Consider the following 17,794-nt stretch of genomic DNA (forward strand, 5'->3'; position numbering starts at 1 on the left):
GGCTCTACCATTCCTGTGAGCTCGCTATGACACCTGACCGCGAACTGCCCAATCTGATGCAAGTGCGTGCCTTCGTTCGCGTGGCCGAGCTGGGCAGCGTGTCGAAGGCCTCCGCTGCGCTTTATCGCGCCCAGTCGGTTGTCACGCGGGCCATTGCCGATCTAGAGATGCACCTGGACGCTGTGCTGTTCGAGCGGCATGCCAACGGGATGCGGCTGACCGATTCTGGCGAACAGATCCTGCCTCGGGCGCGCCGCGTGTTGGCGGAACTGGCAAGCGTGCCTGGCCTGCTGGGTATCGCGCGAGACACAGCGGCCGAACCGCTCTACCTGTTCCAGACCCGACGCCTGCAACTATTCGTCAAACTCTGCGAAACGCATCACATGCAAACGGTGGCTAGCCTGTTCGAGCTGAGTCAGCCAGCCGTCAGTGCAGCGCTCAAGGTGCTTGAACAAGGAGCCGGGGTACGCCTTTTCGAGCGCACCCCAAAGGGGTTGCAGCCCACCCGGGCCAGTCAGGAGCTGCAATATCCCATTCGCCGCGCGCTCAATGAGTTGCGTCATCTCCTGGCCGAGCTTGCGGCGATGCAGGGCAGTTTGAAAGGGGTCGTGCATGTCGGCGCGCTGCCGCTTGGTCGCACGTGCCTGTTGCCGGAAGCCATCGCTCAAATGATGGCGAAGCATCCCGACATACAAGTAGTGACCAACGAGAGCCCCTTCGACCTTCTCGCCAGTGAGCTGCGTGCGGGAGACATCGATTTCATCTTTGGGGCCCTGCGTGCGGCCACCTACGCCAGTGATCTGCATGGCGAAGCGTTATTGCAGGAACGGATGGTCATCCTGGCGCGGCGCGACCACCCGCTGCTGGCGAAGCGCGTCGACACCACTGCCCTGGCCGCGGCACGCTGGATTCTGCCGCGTGCCGGCTCCCCCGCGCGTGAATTGCTCGATGCCTGTTTCGGTGAGTCAGGCATGGCCTCGCCCCGGCCTGCGGTAGAGAGCGGTGACTTGGCAGTGATCCGTGGCTTGCTGCTGCGTTCCAACATGCTTGCCGCGGTCTCCGCCCATCAGCTGGAGCGGGAGATCGTATCCGGCGAGCTCTGTATTCTGCCATGGACCTTGAAGCAGACCACCCGGGCCATCGGGTTGACCTATCGTAGTGCCAGCTTGCACGCACCTGCAGCCAAGGCTCTGATGGAAGCGTTACGTAAGGTCAGCGCGAATCGCACAGCAGGGGATTGTGTTGACGCCAAGGGGTCATGAGCCTCCGTATGGATCGATGGCCTGCCAAATAAGACGTAGCGCGAGCAGGGTCAGTATCCAACTGAAAATTTTGCTGAAGTGCTTATCCTGCAAGCGCTTGAGCAGGCGCAGGCCAATCCAGCTGCCAATAGCGCCGCTGGCGATCATTGCCGCAACCAGGGGCAGCCAAGGGCGCAATTCGAAGCCGGCTTGCTGAAACACCAGAATCTTGCATATGTGCTGCAGGCTCATCAGCGAGGCGAAGGTGGCCACAGTGCGGAAGCGATCTTGATACATCTGCTTGAGGAACGCGCCAATCAAAGGGCCTGTGGCCCCCACGAACAACGTCAGGAACGTGGTGATGGTGCCGACCAAGGGCGGTCCCCAGCGACCGAGGACCAGGCGTGGCAGTGGGGGACCCCAGCAAAGATAAAGAATAAAACCGGCGATGGTCAGGTACATGACAGGTGGGGAGAGTGCAACCAGCACGAAACTGCCCACGAGAGCCCCCAAAAGGGCACCAGGCAGAAAGGCGAGTATCAGCTTCCAATCGATGTGACGCGGCAGCATGGCAGCGCGTCCAGCATTGGAACCCAATTGGATCACGCCATGCAGCGGGATGATCATCTGCGGTGGTACTACCTGGGCCAGTACCCCTAGCAGCATGATACCGCCACCGGCGCCCAGGCTGGCAGTCAATAGCGAGGTCAAGCAGGCCATGCCGATCAGCAAAAAGAACACTAAAGGAGAGAGTCCATTCAGCAACGCTTCGGGCATCGTTCATCTCGTCGGGCTTCGGCCGGGCAGTGCCCGGCCTGGGTTTGTTGGAGGACACGTCGGACCAATACCTACTCAGCCCAGGGGCCAGGGCAGATCAACGACCTGTTGCAGCAAGCCGCTGGGGAGGTTCAGTACCATCAGATGAGCGAGTAGAGTCAAGAAACCCATACCGCAAGCGGTTAGCGTGAGGGTGCTGGACAGCGAGGCGTGAGCCCTGATCAGCAGGAAGGCGACGAAGAACAGCGTCATGGCGATAACGTAACCCACCAGATAGCAACCGAGAACGAGTCCCGTGAGCCACAGCAGGTAGTGGTAGAAACCTACTGGCAGCGCGACGTTTTCGTCTTGCTCCATGTCCTGAAGGATGGGGTCACTTACCTTTCCGCGTAGTTGACGAACCAGCATCACGCCAACCAGCACCAGCATGGTCAGGCTGATGCCTGCCGGGAAGACTCGCGCCAACGGCATCACCTGGAAGGCGTCGAAGAGGCCGTAACTGAAAAAAGCCCCAATGCCGAGAGTGAAGGCGACCTGAGGCAACCTTCCCTTCAGGCTGACTTGTCCACCTTTGACGGCCGCATCTGCGTCGGACTGATGGGATAGTCGCGCTACCTGACGCACCGCAATGACAACCGATACCAGCAGCAACACGGCGATGATCAGCACACCCGGCTTGGTAATAAACGACCAACCGTTGAATTGCAGCGCCTGATAAAGATAGTTCTCCATGCCTGAAGCGAGTACGAAGCCGATCAGGAATGCAGGCCGTGGCCAGCCGAATCGCTTGAGAAAGATGCCGAGCACCCCTACGGCCAGCAAAGCCACCAGATCGCCCAGGCTGCGAGTTGCCTGGAAGGCGGCAAAACAGATCACCATGATCATGAAAGGCGCCATCAAGGCATAGGGAATCGTAGTCAGCCGCGAAACCCAGCCCGACAGCAGCAGGCAGGCCCCAGCCCCCAATACGTTGGCCAATGCCAGCGACCAGATGATCGTATAGGTCACGTCGAGATTGCTGCTGACCATGTTCGGGCCGGGCTCAAGGCCGATTAGGATCATGCCGCCGAGGAAGATGGCCATGCTGCCCGAGCCAGGAATGCCGAACAGCAACGTCGGGATCATGGCGCCGCCCTCCTTGGCGTTGTTGGACGCCTCGGGGGCGATCACGCCGCGAATCTCACCCTTGCCGAAGCCCCCCTTCGACTTGGTTGTCTGCACGGCGTGCCCGTAGGCGATCCAATCCACTACGCTGCCGCCGAGCCCCGGCAAAGCACCGACGATGCAGCCGAGGGCAGCACAGCGCAGTGCCAGCCACTTATGGCGGATCATGTCACGCACACCGGTAATCCAGCCACCACCCAGCGGAGTGGCCTCTGAGATGGACGTATTGCGGCGCAGCAGGTCGACGATCTCGGGCAGCGCAAAAATTCCTAGCCCCATCACGACCAGCGGGATGCCATCCATCAAGTAATCGACATCGAATGACAGGCGAAACTCACCGGTAGCCGGGGCCCCGCCCATGGTACCGAACAGCAGCCCGAGGCCGCAGGCGCACAGACCCTTGATAAGGCTTTTGCCTGCCAGGCCTGCGACCATGCTCAGTCCGAGCAGGGTAAGCATGAACAGCTCCGCCGAGCCGAAGGCGAGGATGATCGGGCGAGCGATCAGCACGAACAGCGTCAGTACCAGTGCACCGAACAGACCCCCAAACAACGATGCTGTAAAGGCTGCTGAGAGCGCACGTGCCGCCTGGCCCTTCTTGGCAAGAGGAAATCCATCGAGCACCGTAGCCTGGGAGCCGCTCGATCCAGGAATGCCCATCAGTACCGACGTAAAGGTATCGGAGGTGGGAATCACCGCGACCAAGCCGATCAGCATCGCCAAGGCGGAAATGGTGTCCATACCGTAGAGCAACGGTAGCAGCAGCGAAAGACCGGCAATGCCGCCAAGTCCCGGAAATATGCCGATGCACAGTCCCATCAGCACGCCAAGACCGAGATAGAGCAGATGCGGCCCTGAGAATAGCGAACCCAGGGCGGCGAAAATCACGTCGAACATCGTAGGCACCTCAGTAGTCGACAACGGCGCCGTGAAAGCCGACACCGTTGTCGTCTAAACGTCTCAGAATTTGACGTCGTAGTTTTCAGCCAGCCAGTTCTGGATCCACTGGGTATCGTCTTCGGAGAGGCTGAAGATCATCTCGAATGCCGTGTCCACGTTGTCGCCGAGAATCTGGTCGTAGTCGCCGATGGCTACGCTGGCCTGCTCCTGGAAGTCAGGCTGAGCAGAGATATCGATGGCGGCCTTTCGGTAGGTGTCGACGATTTCCTGAGGTGTGCCCTCCTGCAGGAACAGCATCTTCTGGGCAGCGAAGCCGGCGATGAAGAAGGTCTTCCAGACCTCGAAGGCTTGGCCTTGTGGGGCTTCGCCATGGATCATCTCGTACACTTCGGCGAAGTGCGGCAGGTCGGGAAAAGAGGGGTCGCGCTGCAGCGAGCCGTCCTCGCCGAGTACCCCCCAGGACATGATGGGTACGGCCGAGCCCTCCTCGACCAGCGGTGTCACGTTCTTGAGATAAGGCGCGGAGGTCTGGTAATCCACATTCACCTCACCGCGCTCGAATGCCAAGCGCCCGGCGGAGCGATCCATGCCGAATACCGGCCTGACGTTGAGGTGGAGCATCTCCATTGCCAGCAGAGGGACCAGATCGAGAGAGGTCGGCCCCAGGCTGGGAAAGATGAGCTCTTGCTTGCCCAGTTCGGCTAGCTCGGCCGCGGAATCGATACCCAGGTCCGAGGAGAGATAGAGCACGCCGCCGGTGGGCGTAGCAAACACTGGGACCCAATCCTGCGGCTGATAGCTAGCACGGCGGTCGCCCAGCATCGCGTAGAAGAGGGTCGACGCCGTAGAGCCGAATATTTCCTGACCGTTGTTCTTGCCGCGGGTATCGAATTGATTGGCGCCGTTGATCGAGCCGCCGCCGGGCACGTTCCTGATGATCAGTGTCGGTTGGCCGGGCAGCGCCTCGGAAAGCCGAGGCGCAAAGAAGCGCGCCCAGGTATCGGTGCCGCCCCCTTCACGGAACGGCACCAGCCACTCGATGCGCTCGCCACTGAAGTCGACATCACTTGACAGTGCCTGAGGTGCGGGGCCAAACCCTGCTACCAGCAGCAGTGAGGTGGAGAAGGCGTAAATTGTTCTTTTCATCGGAGACTCCTCGTCGTTTCCGGTACGAAGCCAAAGAGCCCTAGGGCTCGACGCGACTGTACGAGGCGAACCTTTCCTGCACCTGTCATGAGACGGGAGGGCATCTGCGACTTTGGTCGCGACTTGGTAGTCAATCGGCGAACGAAGATTCGATGGAGTGCGACCACTCTTCCAACATCAGATGACGCTTGGCGTCGTCGGTCTGCAGCAGCAGTTCCAGCCCGAAAGGGATAGGGCGCAGTGGACTTTGAGTCGAGCGGCGGAGATTACTGATCGAGTTTGGGCCTGTGACCCTTTCGTCGATCGGATTGAGGCTGGATGCATTGGCCAGCACTTGCTGCCCTCGCGTCGAAAGCAGGAAGTCCAGGAACAGTTGAGCTTCAGCCAGACGGCTTGCAGCTTTGGGAATGAAGGCGCTGCGCATGATCACGGAGGTATAGTCCGTCGGCAGAATGACGGCGAGGTCATCGTTGCGCTGGGCCCAGTCCCGGGCATAGGAGCCGAGTACGTTGTAGGCCACCATGACTTCGCCTCTGTCCACTGCCTCCAGCAGCGTGGAGCTATTGGGATACAGCCGCGCCTGCAGAGAGCCGAACACCTCGATCAGCCGGCCGTATGTGCGGGACTGCTGGCTGTCGTGCGTCCAGGTCAGGTAGCCCAGGCCGACCGTCTCGATATCGAGCAGTCCGATTCTGCCATGGAAGCGGTGACGCAAAGTGCGGATCAGATTGATCAGCTGGGTGCGGCTCTGGGGTAGGGGCTCGCCTTGAAGTACCTGGGTATTTAGAGCAATCACGATGGGCTCGTAGGTGAAGCCGAAGACCTCGTTTCGCCACTTGGCCCAGTCCGGCAGCGCTTCGGTATGGACCGATTGGTAGGGCAGGGCATAACCGTCGTTGACCAGCTTGATCTGCAGATCCATCGCTGGACTCATGACCAGGTCGGGCGTCGCGGGGTGGTGATCGATGAAGTGATGGTAGAGATCGAGCGTGCTGAATTCGGTATAAAGAATCTCGAACGCGGGGTGGCTCTCAAGGAAAGCCTCAAAAAGCGGGGCCACGGCGGGGTGATCGGCGGCTCCGTGAATAACCAGCGTACGGGGCGCTTCAGTCGTGGCATGCTGTCGGCCTGCATGCCGGTAAAGTTCACCAGCATGAACCATAGAGGCCATGATCAGCCAGGCGAGGAGCAGAATGCAGCTTTTCATACCGCTTGCACCGTGGGGGGATAGAAGCTCACCTCTACGATCAACCCCTTTGGCACGTTGTCTCTGAGCCGCAGCCGCGCGTAATGATGCTCGGCCACTTCTCTGGCAATCGCCAGACCGATGCCGGATCCAGGGTGTGCATTGTCCTGGGCTCTATAGAACCGTTCGAATACCCGTTCTTTTTCTGCGTCGGGAATCCCGGGGCCCTGGTCGCGTATCAACAGCACAGCGGAGCCCGGCGAAGCACCTTTACCGGCCTCAATAGCCACCTCGACGATATCGCCGGCCGAACTGTACTTGACGGCGTTTTCGATTAGGTTTCGCAGCATTTGGCGCAAAGCGAAGTCATCACCTTTCAGCCGAAACTCGCCTTCGCTCAGATAAGCGATTTCCACTTGCTGGCCCAAGGCCCACACCACCAGCTCACGGCAGCACGACTCTACCACCTCGTTGAGCGATACCCAGATACGCGGTTCGCTCTGGAAACGATGGGCCAGCGTAGCCTGATTCAGCAGCTGGTTGACGGTATTGGCTAGCAGATTGGCGCTAGTTACGACCTGTAGGAGCTGCTGATGACGTATTGTAGCCTCGCTCTCCTCCAACGCATTTTCGGCTTGAGACTTCAGACCGGCGAGCGGTGTGCGAATCTGATGGGCGGCCTCGGCGGTGAATCTTTCCAGCCGCTTGAGGGTACTGTCGAGCTGAGCCATGTAGTGATTGATGGTATCAAGCAGAGGTTCGATCTCGCGCGGTACCGGTATCCTCAACGGCTGGATATCCACCGGCGAGCGTTCAGCAATGGCTAGCTTGAGCTGGCGTAAGGGGGCCAGGATCTTGCGGATGCCGAACACCAGCAGAAGCAAACCGACACAGGTGAAGGCAATGACGAACTGGAGCACCAGCAGACTGATTTCGTCGGCCAGCGCCTGCCGTGCGCGTAGGGTCTGGCCCACCGTGATGGCGACTTCGGTGGCGCGGTCGTCCTCGATGAGGGGTTTGCGGATGGTCAGGAAGCGTACTCGCTCGCCTCGGTAGTTGTCGTAATAGTAGAGCTGCACCGGCATGTCCGGGTTGGCGGAGATGCGGGTCGCATCCGAGGGAGGCATTGGGAGGTCGTCATAGCCGGTCAAGCGCTGGTTGTCAGGGCCAAAGATGCCATAGAAGGCACGGTCATCTTGCGCCATGGCCAGGATGCCGAAGGCGGAACTCGGCAGGTCGATGACGACCTCGCCATCGAGCAGGCTTATGCTCTCTGCCATCTGCAGTATCGAACCGAGCATCAGTCGGTCGAAGGAGATGCGTGCGGCTCGGTCGCCATAAGCCTTGGCGCCCAGGTAAGCAGCTAGGGTACTGGTGACGAGAAGCAGCAGCGAGAGATACACCAGCTGGCGTCGAATCGAAGTCACGCCCCTAGCCATTACGCTTCTCGAGCAGATAGCCGAGGCCGCGCAGGGTGCGTATCGACAGGTCGCTGTCAACGAGAGCCTTGCGCAGCCGTGCTACATAAATCTCGATCACATTGGGATTGCGGCTTTCATCGAAGTTGTAAAGATGATCTAGCAATGCCTCCTTGCTCAGCACCTGGCCGCTATACGCCAGAAACACCTCCAGTAGACGATACTCCCGCTGTTTGAGCTCAACTGCTTCGCCACCCACCCTCACGCGGCAGGTGCGGCGATCAAGCTCCAGGTTCCCATGCCGAACCACGTCCTGCGCCTGCCCCTGGCTACGCCTGAGGAGTGCACGACAGCGCGCCTCCAGCTCACCGCCATCGAAAGGCTTGCTCAAGTAGTCGTCTGCGCCGAGATCGAGCAGTTGAATGCGATCCTGCACCTGGTCGCGAGCTGTCAAGACCAGCACTGGTGTGGTCTTCTGACGCTGCCGTAAGCGCCACAGCAACTGTTCACCAGAGATACCGGGCAGGTTGAGATCGAGGATGATCAGGTCATAGGGCTGCGCCTCGAGCATTTCCCAGCCCACCAACCCTGTCATGGCGGCGTCGACACCGTGACCGGCCTTGCGCATTCGTTGGCTGATGGCATCGGCCAATATGCGGTTGTCCTCAACAACGAGGATGCGCATGGCTAACTGGTTCGGTACGAGGAACTGAGCTCATGGTACCTCCGTAGGGCGTGACCGCCTGGCCCCGTCGTGGAGGCAGTCAAAGCCGTGCGGAATCGCGACCGGCTACGACAGAATACGGCCGGTCAATGGAGCGTGGCGCCTGGGAAATGCTTAAACGGATATCGCATTTTTTTATCGGTTGCTGTCTGAACTGTTTATAACGACGCCGGAGAACCGGCGTCGTGTCACGCACGTCACCTCAGAAGGCGTAGATGACGCTACCCTGTATACGTGTTGCGTCTCCCTCGCGATCGTCTACTGCAGTTCTTGCAGCATGAGCAACCTCGATGCCGTAGGTGACGTTTTTCGTTGGCTGCCACATGTAGTTGAGGTGGATCAGGTCGCGCTTGTGGTCGTAGGCGTTGCCGCTGCCCTCGTTTACCAGCGCAATGCCATCCGCGAGGGCGTCGTCCCAATCTGCCTCGACATAGGAGTAGGCCAGGTTGAGCGAGCCGGGTCCGATGTCGTGGCTGATACCCAGGGTGCCTCCCCAAGAAAAGATTGTCTCCAGTTCGTCACCCACCCGATAGGCGGCTGGCGCAGGATTCAGCTTCATGTATGCGCCCAGCCCGTCCCCACCTGTGATCTGCCCACGCAGTGTCGTGCCTGGTGTGAGTTCGATGCTGCCGGCGAGGAACAGGCCCCAGGCGGTCACCGAGTCGCTCGCTGCGCCATCATCGAAGGCGATGTCGCGCAGAAGGGCGGCAGCAGAATACTTGAGATCTCCCATGCTGGATTCATAACGCAGCGTCAGGTCCGGCAGGCTGTCCTTGCGATCGACATCGGTACCGGCAATGGAGCGACCGCCCGATTCGCCGCTATAGCCGCCGTCATACGAGCTTCCCGACATGGCGCCGCTGGGATCTTCCAGCGCGATGTGGAAGTTCCCGTAGGAATAGCGCAACTGTGCCTGGCGGAAAAAGGCGTCTCGTCCGGCGGGTCCGGTGAAGTCGAGAGTTGGGGTCGTGCTGACGAAGGTGTGGAAGTTGCTCCAAGTCTGGCCGGCCGTAATCCCGTTCCATGACCCGTAGGCCTGACGCAGGCGAAGGTTGCCGGTCCAGAAATCCCCCTCGATGTTGACCAGCAAATCACCCTGTTCGGTAGGAGTGCGGGTCCTGACGCCCAGTCGAGACTCGTCGGCGTGCAGGTCGGAGTGTCCGCTGGTCGTGGTTTGACCCTCTAGGCCGATGTTTTCGAAGCCGATGGATTTACCCATGCCACGTGTACCGGCGCGGATATCCCCAACATCATAGAGGATGTCGAGCTTGGCAAAGCCGTACAGATTGACGCTGGTGTCACCTGCCTGGAGTTCCACACCCCAGGCTTGGCTTGTGAGCAGGGCAGTCGCCAGCAAGCTGAGGCCTGTTGTTTTGCTGGTTTTATTGATTGTATTAGACACGCTTTGTGCTCCCTCGGAGTTGCTATGGGATTAAACGAAGATTGTTTTATATGGTTTATGTTTTCAGCTGGGTTTGGGGTTCTCTTGTGTGCGCCTCCTTTTGGTTATTGTTATGCATTAGGGTGACGGATGCCGAGCTTGCAAGAACGCAGGGTATCCAGGCCGAGATTATTACCTGTTTTTTAGGTTTGTTTAGAAAAAAATAGATTCCTGCATCGTGAAATTTCACGATGCAAATAATCAGCCTCGTAATTGAGTGTGGTGCGGTGTTACTTTTCCTGTGGCAATTGCTCCCAATAAAGTCGTGTCGGATTGTCGACGAGAAGCTTTCGCTGAAGTGTCTCGGTAACGGCGATATGTGGGATTACGTCTACGAGTTCCCCGTCATCAGGCATATGGGATTTCATGTTGGGGTGCGGCCAGTCGGTGCCCCACAGTACCCGCTCGGGAAAACGTTCGACCAAGGCACGCGCGAAGGGAACAACATCTTCATAAGCTGGCCCTTTCAAGGTAAGCCGCTCAGGGCAACTGACCTTCGTCCAAATGTTCTCATTCTCCTCAAGCAAGTTGATGAAGTTAAGGAAGTCGGTATGCTCCACACCCTTTGCGACATCCGGCCGCCCCATGTGGTCGATCACGATGGTGGTGTCTATCCTGGCCAGCAGCGGGCGAAGCTCATCCAGGTCAGAAGCCTCGAAGTAAATCACCACATGCCAGCCCAGTGGCTTGATCTTATCCACGATAGCCAGGCAGTCGTCCCAGGAAAGGCTATCGACAAGGCGCTTGACGAAGTTCAGGCGCACGGCGCGTACCCCCGCAGCATGCATCTCGTGCAGGGCACTTGCATCGACATCGCCATCGACCACGGCAACACCTCGGGCGCGGTCACCAGCATGCTTCAATGCGTCCAGCAGGGCACGGTTGTCACTACCGTGGCAAGACGCCTGAACGATGACGTTGCGCGAAAACCCGAGGTGATCGCGTAGGGCAAAAAGCGTTTTCTTGCCGGCATCGCAAGGCGTGTATTTGCGCTGAGGCGAGTAGGGGAATTCCTCTCCTGGACCGAATACGTGGCAGTGCGCATCCACGGCGCCTTGCGGCACCTGAAATCTGGGTTTACGCGGGCTCGGATGAAAAGGAAGGTAATCAGGGCTCATGAAGGCTCCATGCACACTAAGGCAGCTACATCTATTGAGAGAAAATTCGTTTAACAGCTTATTGCTTAGGGCGACTCTGCCTTGGCTTTGCCAACCTTAGGTACGTTGCAGGGATCGGCAACGGGCCGCAGGAAGATCCGCAGCAGGATGGCAGCCATGGCCAGAGCGCCTGCGACGCGGATAACGATGATACCTACTTCAAAGCTGGCAGCCGGGGCGGGCCAGGCAACTAACAGCGAGGCCAGGATCAGAACGGCTCGTTCAACTGCTGGCAGGGGCCGGACTAGCCAGCCGGCAAAACCGACCGTGATACCCAGCGCTGCCGGGAAGGCCAGCGTGATCGCCATGAGGACATCGATCGCATCGCCGATCAGCAGCAAGCCCGGCATGTAGACAAACAGGAAGGGCACCAGCAGCTTGACGAAGCCGAGTCGCATCGACTCGATGGCAGTGGCATTGGCCGGGGCGCCCGCGATACTTGCTGCAGCATAGGCGGCCAGGGCGACGGGTGGGGTGATCGCCGACACCAGACCGAAATAGAAAATGAACATATGCGCGGAAATGGGCGGCATGCCGAGGCGAGTCAGCGCCGGCGCCACCAGTACGGCAAGCAGCAGGTAGGCCGCCGACGTGGGCAGTCCCATCCCGAGGATGAAGGAAGCCAGTGCCGTAAGCAGCAACACAGCCCACAGGCTTTGGCCGCCCACCTCGACGATCAGGCTAGACACCATCAGCCCCATACCCGTGAGGTTGAGTACACCGATCACAGTGCCGGCTGCCGCCACGGCGGCAACGATGGGCAGGGTGGCTTTCAGCGTATCTTTGCAAACCTCGATCAGATCAATGGGACCTACCCGTGTAAGCTTGTGCCATGGGCTGATTAGCAGCCCGAAAATGATAGCCACGACGGCTGCTTGGGTAGGTGACCTTCCTTGCATCATCAGGACGATGAGGGTGATCAAGGGCAGCAGCAGGTAGCCACGTTGCATGAGCGTTTGTGCCAGGAACTTGAGACCACCGCTCGTATCTCGTTCCAATCCCAATCGCCCGGCTTCGAGATAGACGGCAAGCATCAGCGCAAAGACGTAAAGCAGTGCGGGGATGAGGGCGGCCAATGCGATCTGGGCATAAGGTACGCCTATCATCTCTGCCATGAGAAAGGCAGCCGCGCCCATCACCGGCGGCATGATTTGCCCTGCGGAAGAGGCTGCAGCTTCGATGGCCCCTGCCAGCTTGGGACTGTAGCCGACACGCCGCATCAGCGGAATGGTAAAGGTGCCGGTCGTGACCACGTTGGCTACGGCGCTACCGTTCAACGAGCCGATCAACGTGCTGGAGAGCGCGGCGGAAAGGCCTGGACCCCCACGCACCCGGCCGGTAATGCCGCGGGCGATATCGACGAACACTTCACCTGTGCCGATCTTAGTCAACAGAGCGCCGAACAAGGCGAACAAGAATATGTATTCCGCGGCCACCCCCATAGGTACGCCATAGAAACCTTCCGTCGAGAGCAACAGCGTCGAAGTCAGGCGGTCCAAGCCGTAGCCGCTATGGCCATACTTTCCAGGAATGATGTCGCCGAACCAGGCGTAGGCCAGGGATGCGGCAATCAGGATCACCAGTGCCCACCCGACATAGGCGCGTACCAACACGACAACCGCGATCAGCAATCCAATGAAGATGTACTCATCCAGCACGGTAGACATAGCCCCGCGCATGATGATGTCCATATAGGAGTGCCACAAGTAAGGCCCTGGCACGAGGGACACGAGTGCCAGGGTATAGAGAGCCAGCTTGACTGGAAGCGCCTGGGTGCGAAGCCCGGCATAGAACAACCCGGCACCTGCCACGAACGAGAGGAACAGGGAGCGAAAAATCAGCGCGGTAATGCCACCGAAATAGGCGCCGTAGACCACCAGTGCCGTGACCCCTACCGCCATAAGAGAGAACAGTAAGGATACCACCAGCGTCTCTCGCGGGCCGGCATCGGCATCGCTCAGCATGAGTTTCGCAATGGCTTGCTTGAACATAGCGCTTCTCACTCAAGATTACTCGCTGGCTTCAGCGAAGTAGCGTGCGGCGCCCGGATGCAGCTCGATGGGCGTGTCGGGGGCGTTCTCCAGCGATATCGCCTTGGCTTGGGGATGTACTTCACCGAGCTCGTCGAGATGGCTGAACAGCGTTTCGGTAATGGCGTAGATCGTCTCTTCGGGGGCATCCGCCGAGGTGAACAGGATGGCGGGATCATTGATGACCATCACGCCTTCGGTTTGATCCGAGTAGGTGCCTGGGGGGATCTCGAAAAGCTGATAGAACGGATACGCTTCCAGCATGTCTCCCAATTGCTCTTCGGAAACTGGGAGTAGGCGCATGTCACGCTGCGCATCCAAGTCGATGAGAGCAGCGGTAGGTGCCCCTGCCAGCACAACGGTTGCGTCGAGCTGGTTGTTCATGAGAGCGCCGACGCCCTCGTTATAGGAAAGGAACTGGGGCTGAATCGCATCGAATACTCCATACGCCTCCAGTACCCGCTGGGCCAGTACTGCGGCGTTGCTTCCGGGCGGGCCGAGGCTAACGCGCTTACCGGCTAGATCGCCGATGTTCTCTACCTCCGTATCCTCGATCGTGGCGATCTGCAGTACCGCGGGGTAAAGATAGGCGATAGCGCTCACAGCCTGCGGCCTTCCACCGAACGGGCCATCGCCATTCAAAGCCTCGTACAGTGTGGAAGAAGATGAGAGTCCCATCGTCATTTGACCGGCCGCAACACGGCGGTTGTTCTCTACGGAAGCACCCGTGACCTCAGCACGTGCCGTGGCGCCTTCCATATGGTTGTTGAGTGTTTCGGCGATGCCAGCACCGATGACATAAAAAAGCCCTCCGGTGCCTCCAGTGCCAATAGTGATTCGTTCATTGGCAGTGGCCAGACCGGCCGAGAAAATCGAGCAGAAGGCGATGGTCGTAACGGATTTCTTGAAGGACATGACGTGCTCCGATGTTGTTGGTTGTGGTGTTTCCGTTGGGTTTAGGCGTTCTTCCTGGGCGCGAGGCTTCGAAAGCTAGCAAAACTGGCTTGGACGAGATGCTCGATTGCCGCTTCGCGATCACTGCCATCCACCTCTTCGTCGGAGAGCCGCGTGACGCGTTCGGGGTTGATCAGGGCGTAATAGAGTGAGCCGAGCAGGAACTGGCTTCTCCATATCAACCCTTCACGGCTGGCATCAGGAATACAGTCCGAAATGGCTTGCAGAAAGGTTCGGCTGGTTTCGTCGAAGGTGTCGGCGATGATGGCGCTGGCGTCCTGGTTGCCTTCAGCGGTCAAGATGGCGCGAAGGCGAGTAAATTCGGCACCACCTCCGATGCCGTTTTCGGACATGGAAAAAGCAGGAATGACGTACGCTCGAAGGATGGCGACCAAACGAGAGTCGGAATCCTCTATACGCAGTGCCTCACCCAGGAGCTCCTTACGTCGCTGGTTCATGGGCCCGGTGTGTTGCTGGTAGATCTCACGCAGCAGGTTGGCTTTAGAGCCGAAGTGATACGTCAGGCTCCCGACGTTGGCACCGGCTTCCTGGGCAATGGCGCGCATGGATACGGCGTTGTAGCCATTGCTGGAAAAAAGCTTCAGGGCTGATTCCAGTAGCTTTTCCTTCACGTTTGACGCTCTCACGACAAGGCCTCGATTTGGTCGTTCGTACTAATAATTTGTACATTTGTACAAATGGTGGGACGTCTTTGCAAATCCAATGACTATAGCCATTGGTCTTATTCTGGAATAAAATCAATAAAAATAATTAGTTAGAGATGGTGTGAGCGCCGGGCCAGCGAAAAGGAGGTCGGTATCATGGACCTGTTGCGTCCGTGGTTCTTCTTATAGAGTCTCGACCCGCTGCGGCTCGCTATGTCGAGACCTAGAAATTGGAGTAAAATCTTCGATCAGCCGTTCAGCCTGCAGAGCAGGGGCTAGGGGATGGGGGCATGTCTGGGGGCATGTTCGATCTTCAAATTGGCAATTGTTTTTTATTTTCAGTGGCCTAGCATGGGTTGTTCGAGTGAAGCTGGGCCCACTATTCTTTGTTACCTTCCTTTATCCTCTGCTATCGAGCTCACGGTTCCTGCCCAGTCAGCATCCGCAACGTGGTATCGCTGGAGATCGCCTGCCCGGGTTTTTCTCCCCATGGCATGGGTACGGCGTAGCAGCCTGACATTTTCGGCCCTAGGCGTTGGTGAGTCGACGGTGGCCACGTCCAGATGCTCGCGGCCCGTTTGGCCGGCATTCAGCACCGTCCAATTGCTGGTTAGGTAAGCGTCCAACTGCGGGTTCACCCAGCGTCCAGTTGCGGGTTGTCGGCTCGCCAAAGCTGCTTCGCCCACCTCGCAGCTCGCCACCGGATGCGGTCAGCTGTCGTCATTTTGATACTCAAGTGCCTGAAATTCTCAAAGAGTGTGGATCGTTATCCGATCCATGAACCGCCTTCCACCCGGGGCTGTATAAGGGATACAGCGCATCGGCAACCAGTGGCTCCCATGACATGCGATTTGATGCTGCGCTGCGCGGTTTCGACGACTTTCGCTTCGGCCAAGGCGTCGAGTGGATACCGAAGCCGGGGCGATTGCTAGGTTGCCAAAGAAATCAAACTGGATGATTGGTCGTAATTGACCCTGTTGGGAGGGAAATGCCATGAGAATACTATCTATCGGACTGTTGAGCGGTGTACTGGCCCTGGGGCTTGCTGGCTGTGGTACCACCACTGGCGAGCGAGCGCTGAGTGGCGCCGGCCTGGGGGCAGCCGCCGGTGCCGGCACTGCCGCCATGACAGGCGGCAACGTGACCAGAGGGGCGGTGATCGGTGGTGGCCTGGGCGCTGCCGCCGGGGCGGCCACCACCCGTGATGACATCGACCTGGGACGTCGGCGTCGCTAACGCCACTCCAGGTCCACCGCAATCGGATCATGGTCCGAGGAGCGGAAGGGGTCGGAGCGGAAGTGAGGCGCTGCGTTGTCCGGCCCATCGTAGCGGAGGTAGGGAGGTTCATCGGCATTGATGGGCCACGGCCGCACCTCTGCCACTGCCGCGGCCAGTTCGGGGCTTGCCAGGGCATGGTCCAGGTAGCCCGACTCGCCGCGGAACACATAGCTGTAGCGGCGCTCCGGCGGTAGCTCGCGGGCCATCAGGTCCACGAGTCCTTCGCGGGTGAGGGTGAGGATCGGGTCCTCGGCGCCGTAGGCGTTGAGGTCGCCGGTCAGCAACAGGCGCTGGTGCCCCTCGGCGGCCGCCAGGCGCTCGAGAAAGGCGTTCATGGCCTGCGACTGCTCCACCCGGCGCTGGTTCCAGCAGCCCTGGCCGCGGTCGATATCTCCCCGGGACGGACAGCCGGTCTTGGACTTGTAGTGGGCGGTAACGACGCCGAAGTCCGGGCCGCCGTCCACGCTGCGGAAGAAGGCCGCCAGCGGCGGGCGATGATGGGTGGAGGCGTTGTCGGCGTAGAGCTCGCTTACGGCCTCTACCCGGTCCGGCCGGTAGATCAGAGCGAGTTTGATGGCATCGCTGCCGCGATCGGCATTCCCGCCCACCGCACGATAGCGGATACCGGTTCGCTCGCTGAGCTGTTCGACCAGGTCGGCCAGGGCGCGCGGGTCGTTCTCCACTTCCACCAGGGCCAGGATGTCGGCCTGCAGCCCCTCGACGGCAGCGGCGAGCTTGGCCCGCTGGCGCTCCAGCTCCTCGGCGTTGGCGGCGCCTCGCTGGCCCAGGCTGATGAAATAGTTCTCGACGTTGAAGGTTGCCACCCGTAGCCGCTCACCTGGTGCCGGCAGCGGTTCCGGGCGCGGGTTGGTGTCCTCGAAGCGTGGCTCGATGATCGGGTGTAGGCGGTAGGCGTCGAAGGCGTGGGTCAGGATGCCGGTCAGGCCTTGAACGGTGCTGCCGACACGACGAGTGCCATTCGCATCCAGGTAGGGAATGGGGTTTGGGAAGGCGCGGTAGCTGCCGTCGTCCAGCTCGAGGATGTCTCGCTGCTGGGCCTCGCCGGGCGAGTTCGAGGGGCGGAACAGGCGGTTGGCGGCCAGTCTCAAGGAGCCGTAGCGGGCGAGCTCGTAGTTGCCGGTGACGGTCAGCGTCTGCGGAAACGTCAGCAGCAGCCCTTCCTTGCGTGACAGCTGCTCCTCGCTGAGCGGCCAGTCGACCGCAAGCGGCTCGGGCAGTCGATCACGGGCACAGGTCTCGATCCGCTCGACCCGCTGCAGCTGGATCTGGCCCCGGTACTCTCCGGTACGGGCGTGGAGTTGCAGATGTGTGCCGGGTGCAATGAGCGCCCCATCGCTCGGCGTGGCGCCAGGCATGTAGACGAACAGGCCGACGGGGCCATGCTCCGAGTCCTGCTGCAAGTAGAAGCCATTCAGTCGTTCGCGGCCGAGAAACTCGCCGGTCACCACGCCGTCGACGATCACCTCACGGTCGGCGGGCAGGGCCGCGCGTTCACCCATCCCCTTGATGGCGGCAAGGTCGGCGCTGGATGTCTCGGGGCAGCTGGCTGCCGCCGGTAGGGCCACCAGCAGCAGGGCCAGCAACAGGCTGCTGGAGCCTGCACGGCGGGTCACGACAGGGTGTCGGCGCGTGCCGGTAGTACGCGGCTGGGCGGTGAGGGTCATGCGTTCTCCAAGGTAAAGGCTGTCTTGG

At 59.8% G+C, this 17,794-nt stretch carries 14 protein-coding genes; 2 read left to right on the forward strand and 12 right to left on the reverse strand.

Annotated elements, in window-relative coordinates:
- Nucleotides 1-26 precede the first annotated feature (26 nt).
- Nucleotides 27-1,262 (forward strand): LysR family transcriptional regulator, encoded by a 1,236-nt coding sequence (locus HOP59_RS03620; RefSeq protein ID WP_234252845.1) that lies wholly within the window; start codon nt 27-29, stop codon nt 1,260-1,262.
- On the opposite strand, the gene HOP59_RS03625 is transcribed toward HOP59_RS03620, so the two are convergent.
- The 11 genes from HOP59_RS03625 to HOP59_RS03675 all read right to left on the reverse strand — a co-directional run bounded on the left by HOP59_RS03625 (nt 1,257) and on the right by HOP59_RS03675 (nt 14,770).
- Complete coding sequence (locus HOP59_RS03625; RefSeq protein ID WP_234252846.1) at nt 1,257-2,018, reverse strand: sulfite exporter TauE/SafE family protein; 762 nt, start codon at nt 2,016-2,018, stop codon at nt 1,257-1,259. The genes HOP59_RS03620 and HOP59_RS03625 overlap by 6 nt on opposite strands.
- Before the next feature lie 75 nt (nt 2,019-2,093).
- A complete protein-coding gene (locus tag HOP59_RS03630; RefSeq protein ID WP_234252847.1) occupies nt 2,094-4,079 on the reverse strand; it encodes a tripartite tricarboxylate transporter permease in 1,986 nt (661 codons plus the stop codon).
- 63 nt (nt 4,080-4,142) lie between these two features.
- Complete coding sequence (locus tag HOP59_RS03635; protein WP_234252848.1) at nt 4,143-5,228, reverse strand: Bug family tripartite tricarboxylate transporter substrate binding protein; 1,086 nt, start codon at nt 5,226-5,228, stop codon at nt 4,143-4,145.
- A 130-nt stretch (nt 5,229-5,358) separates the two neighbouring features.
- Nucleotides 5,359-6,435, reverse strand: coding sequence for an ABC transporter substrate-binding protein (locus HOP59_RS03640; protein WP_234252849.1), 1,077 nt, complete (start codon nt 6,433-6,435; stop codon nt 5,359-5,361).
- The gene (locus tag HOP59_RS03645) at nt 6,432-7,841 is read right to left on the reverse strand and encodes a sensor histidine kinase (RefSeq protein ID WP_234252850.1); all 1,410 of its coding nucleotides are present in this window, start codon (nt 7,839-7,841) and stop codon (nt 6,432-6,434) included. Before HOP59_RS03645 ends, HOP59_RS03640 begins: the two co-directional genes overlap by 4 nt.
- Before the next feature lie 4 nt (nt 7,842-7,845).
- Complete coding sequence (locus HOP59_RS03650) at nt 7,846-8,517, reverse strand: response regulator transcription factor (protein WP_234252851.1); 672 nt, start codon at nt 8,515-8,517, stop codon at nt 7,846-7,848.
- A gap of 241 nt (nt 8,518-8,758) precedes the next feature.
- Complete coding sequence (locus HOP59_RS03655) at nt 8,759-9,958, reverse strand: DcaP family trimeric outer membrane transporter (protein ID WP_234252852.1); 1,200 nt, start codon at nt 9,956-9,958, stop codon at nt 8,759-8,761.
- A 269-nt stretch (nt 9,959-10,227) separates the two neighbouring features.
- Nucleotides 10,228-11,115, reverse strand: a complete 888-nt coding sequence (locus tag HOP59_RS03660) for an amidohydrolase family protein (protein ID WP_234252853.1) — start codon at nt 11,113-11,115, stop codon at nt 10,228-10,230.
- A gap of 65 nt (nt 11,116-11,180) precedes the next feature.
- A complete protein-coding gene (locus HOP59_RS03665) occupies nt 11,181-13,145 on the reverse strand; it encodes a TRAP transporter permease (protein WP_234252854.1) in 1,965 nt (654 codons plus the stop codon).
- Between the two features lie 18 nt (nt 13,146-13,163).
- The gene (locus HOP59_RS03670) at nt 13,164-14,099 is read right to left on the reverse strand and encodes a TAXI family TRAP transporter solute-binding subunit (RefSeq protein WP_234252855.1); all 936 of its coding nucleotides are present in this window, start codon (nt 14,097-14,099) and stop codon (nt 13,164-13,166) included.
- 41 nt (nt 14,100-14,140) lie between these two features.
- On the reverse strand, nt 14,141-14,770 hold the full coding sequence (locus HOP59_RS03675) for a TetR/AcrR family transcriptional regulator (protein WP_234252856.1): 630 nt from the start codon (nt 14,768-14,770) through the stop codon (nt 14,141-14,143).
- A gap of 1,026 nt (nt 14,771-15,796) precedes the next feature.
- On the opposite strand from HOP59_RS03675, the gene HOP59_RS03680 reads away from it, so the two are divergent.
- A complete protein-coding gene (locus HOP59_RS03680) occupies nt 15,797-16,039 on the forward strand; it encodes a hypothetical protein (RefSeq protein WP_234252857.1) in 243 nt (80 codons plus the stop codon).
- Here the strand turns inward: HOP59_RS03680 and HOP59_RS03685 are convergent.
- On the reverse strand, nt 16,036-17,766 hold the full coding sequence (locus HOP59_RS03685) for an ExeM/NucH family extracellular endonuclease (protein WP_234252858.1): 1,731 nt from the start codon (nt 17,764-17,766) through the stop codon (nt 16,036-16,038). The two genes, HOP59_RS03680 and HOP59_RS03685, sit on opposite strands and share 4 nt — an antisense overlap.
- Nucleotides 17,767-17,794: the final 28 nt, after the last annotated feature.

It is taken from the genome of Billgrantia aerodenitrificans (assembly GCF_021404405.1).
GTDB lineage: Bacteria > Pseudomonadota > Gammaproteobacteria > Pseudomonadales > Halomonadaceae > Halomonas > Halomonas aerodenitrificans.

Bases quoted from the DNA above. Each gene is read 5' to 3' on its own strand.
- HOP59_RS03640 (WP_234252849.1), bottom strand. From the start codon at position 6,435: ATGAAAAGCTGCATTCTGCTCCTCGCCTGGCTGATCATGGCCTCTATG.
- HOP59_RS03630 (WP_234252847.1), bottom strand. From the start codon at position 4,079: ATGTTCGACGTGATTTTCGCCGCCCTGGGTTCGCTATTCTCAGGGCCG.
- HOP59_RS03650 (WP_234252851.1), bottom strand. From the start codon at position 8,517: ATGCGCATCCTCGTTGTTGAGGACAACCGCATATTGGCCGATGCCATC.
- HOP59_RS03685 (WP_234252858.1), bottom strand. From the start codon at position 17,766: ATGACCCTCACCGCCCAGCCGCGTACTACCGGCACGCGCCGACACCCT.
- HOP59_RS03625 (WP_234252846.1), bottom strand. From the start codon at position 2,018: ATGCCCGAAGCGTTGCTGAATGGACTCTCTCCTTTAGTGTTCTTTTTG.
- HOP59_RS03620 (WP_234252845.1), top strand. From the start codon at position 27: ATGACACCTGACCGCGAACTGCCCAATCTGATGCAAGTGCGTGCCTTC.
- HOP59_RS03680 (WP_234252857.1), top strand. From the start codon at position 15,797: ATGAGAATACTATCTATCGGACTGTTGAGCGGTGTACTGGCCCTGGGG.
- HOP59_RS03635 (WP_234252848.1), bottom strand. From the start codon at position 5,228: ATGAAAAGAACAATTTACGCCTTCTCCACCTCACTGCTGCTGGTAGCA.
- HOP59_RS03670 (WP_234252855.1), bottom strand. From the start codon at position 14,099: ATGTCCTTCAAGAAATCCGTTACGACCATCGCCTTCTGCTCGATTTTC.
- HOP59_RS03660 (WP_234252853.1), bottom strand. From the start codon at position 11,115: ATGAGCCCTGATTACCTTCCTTTTCATCCGAGCCCGCGTAAACCCAGA.
- HOP59_RS03665 (WP_234252854.1), bottom strand. From the start codon at position 13,145: ATGTTCAAGCAAGCCATTGCGAAACTCATGCTGAGCGATGCCGATGCC.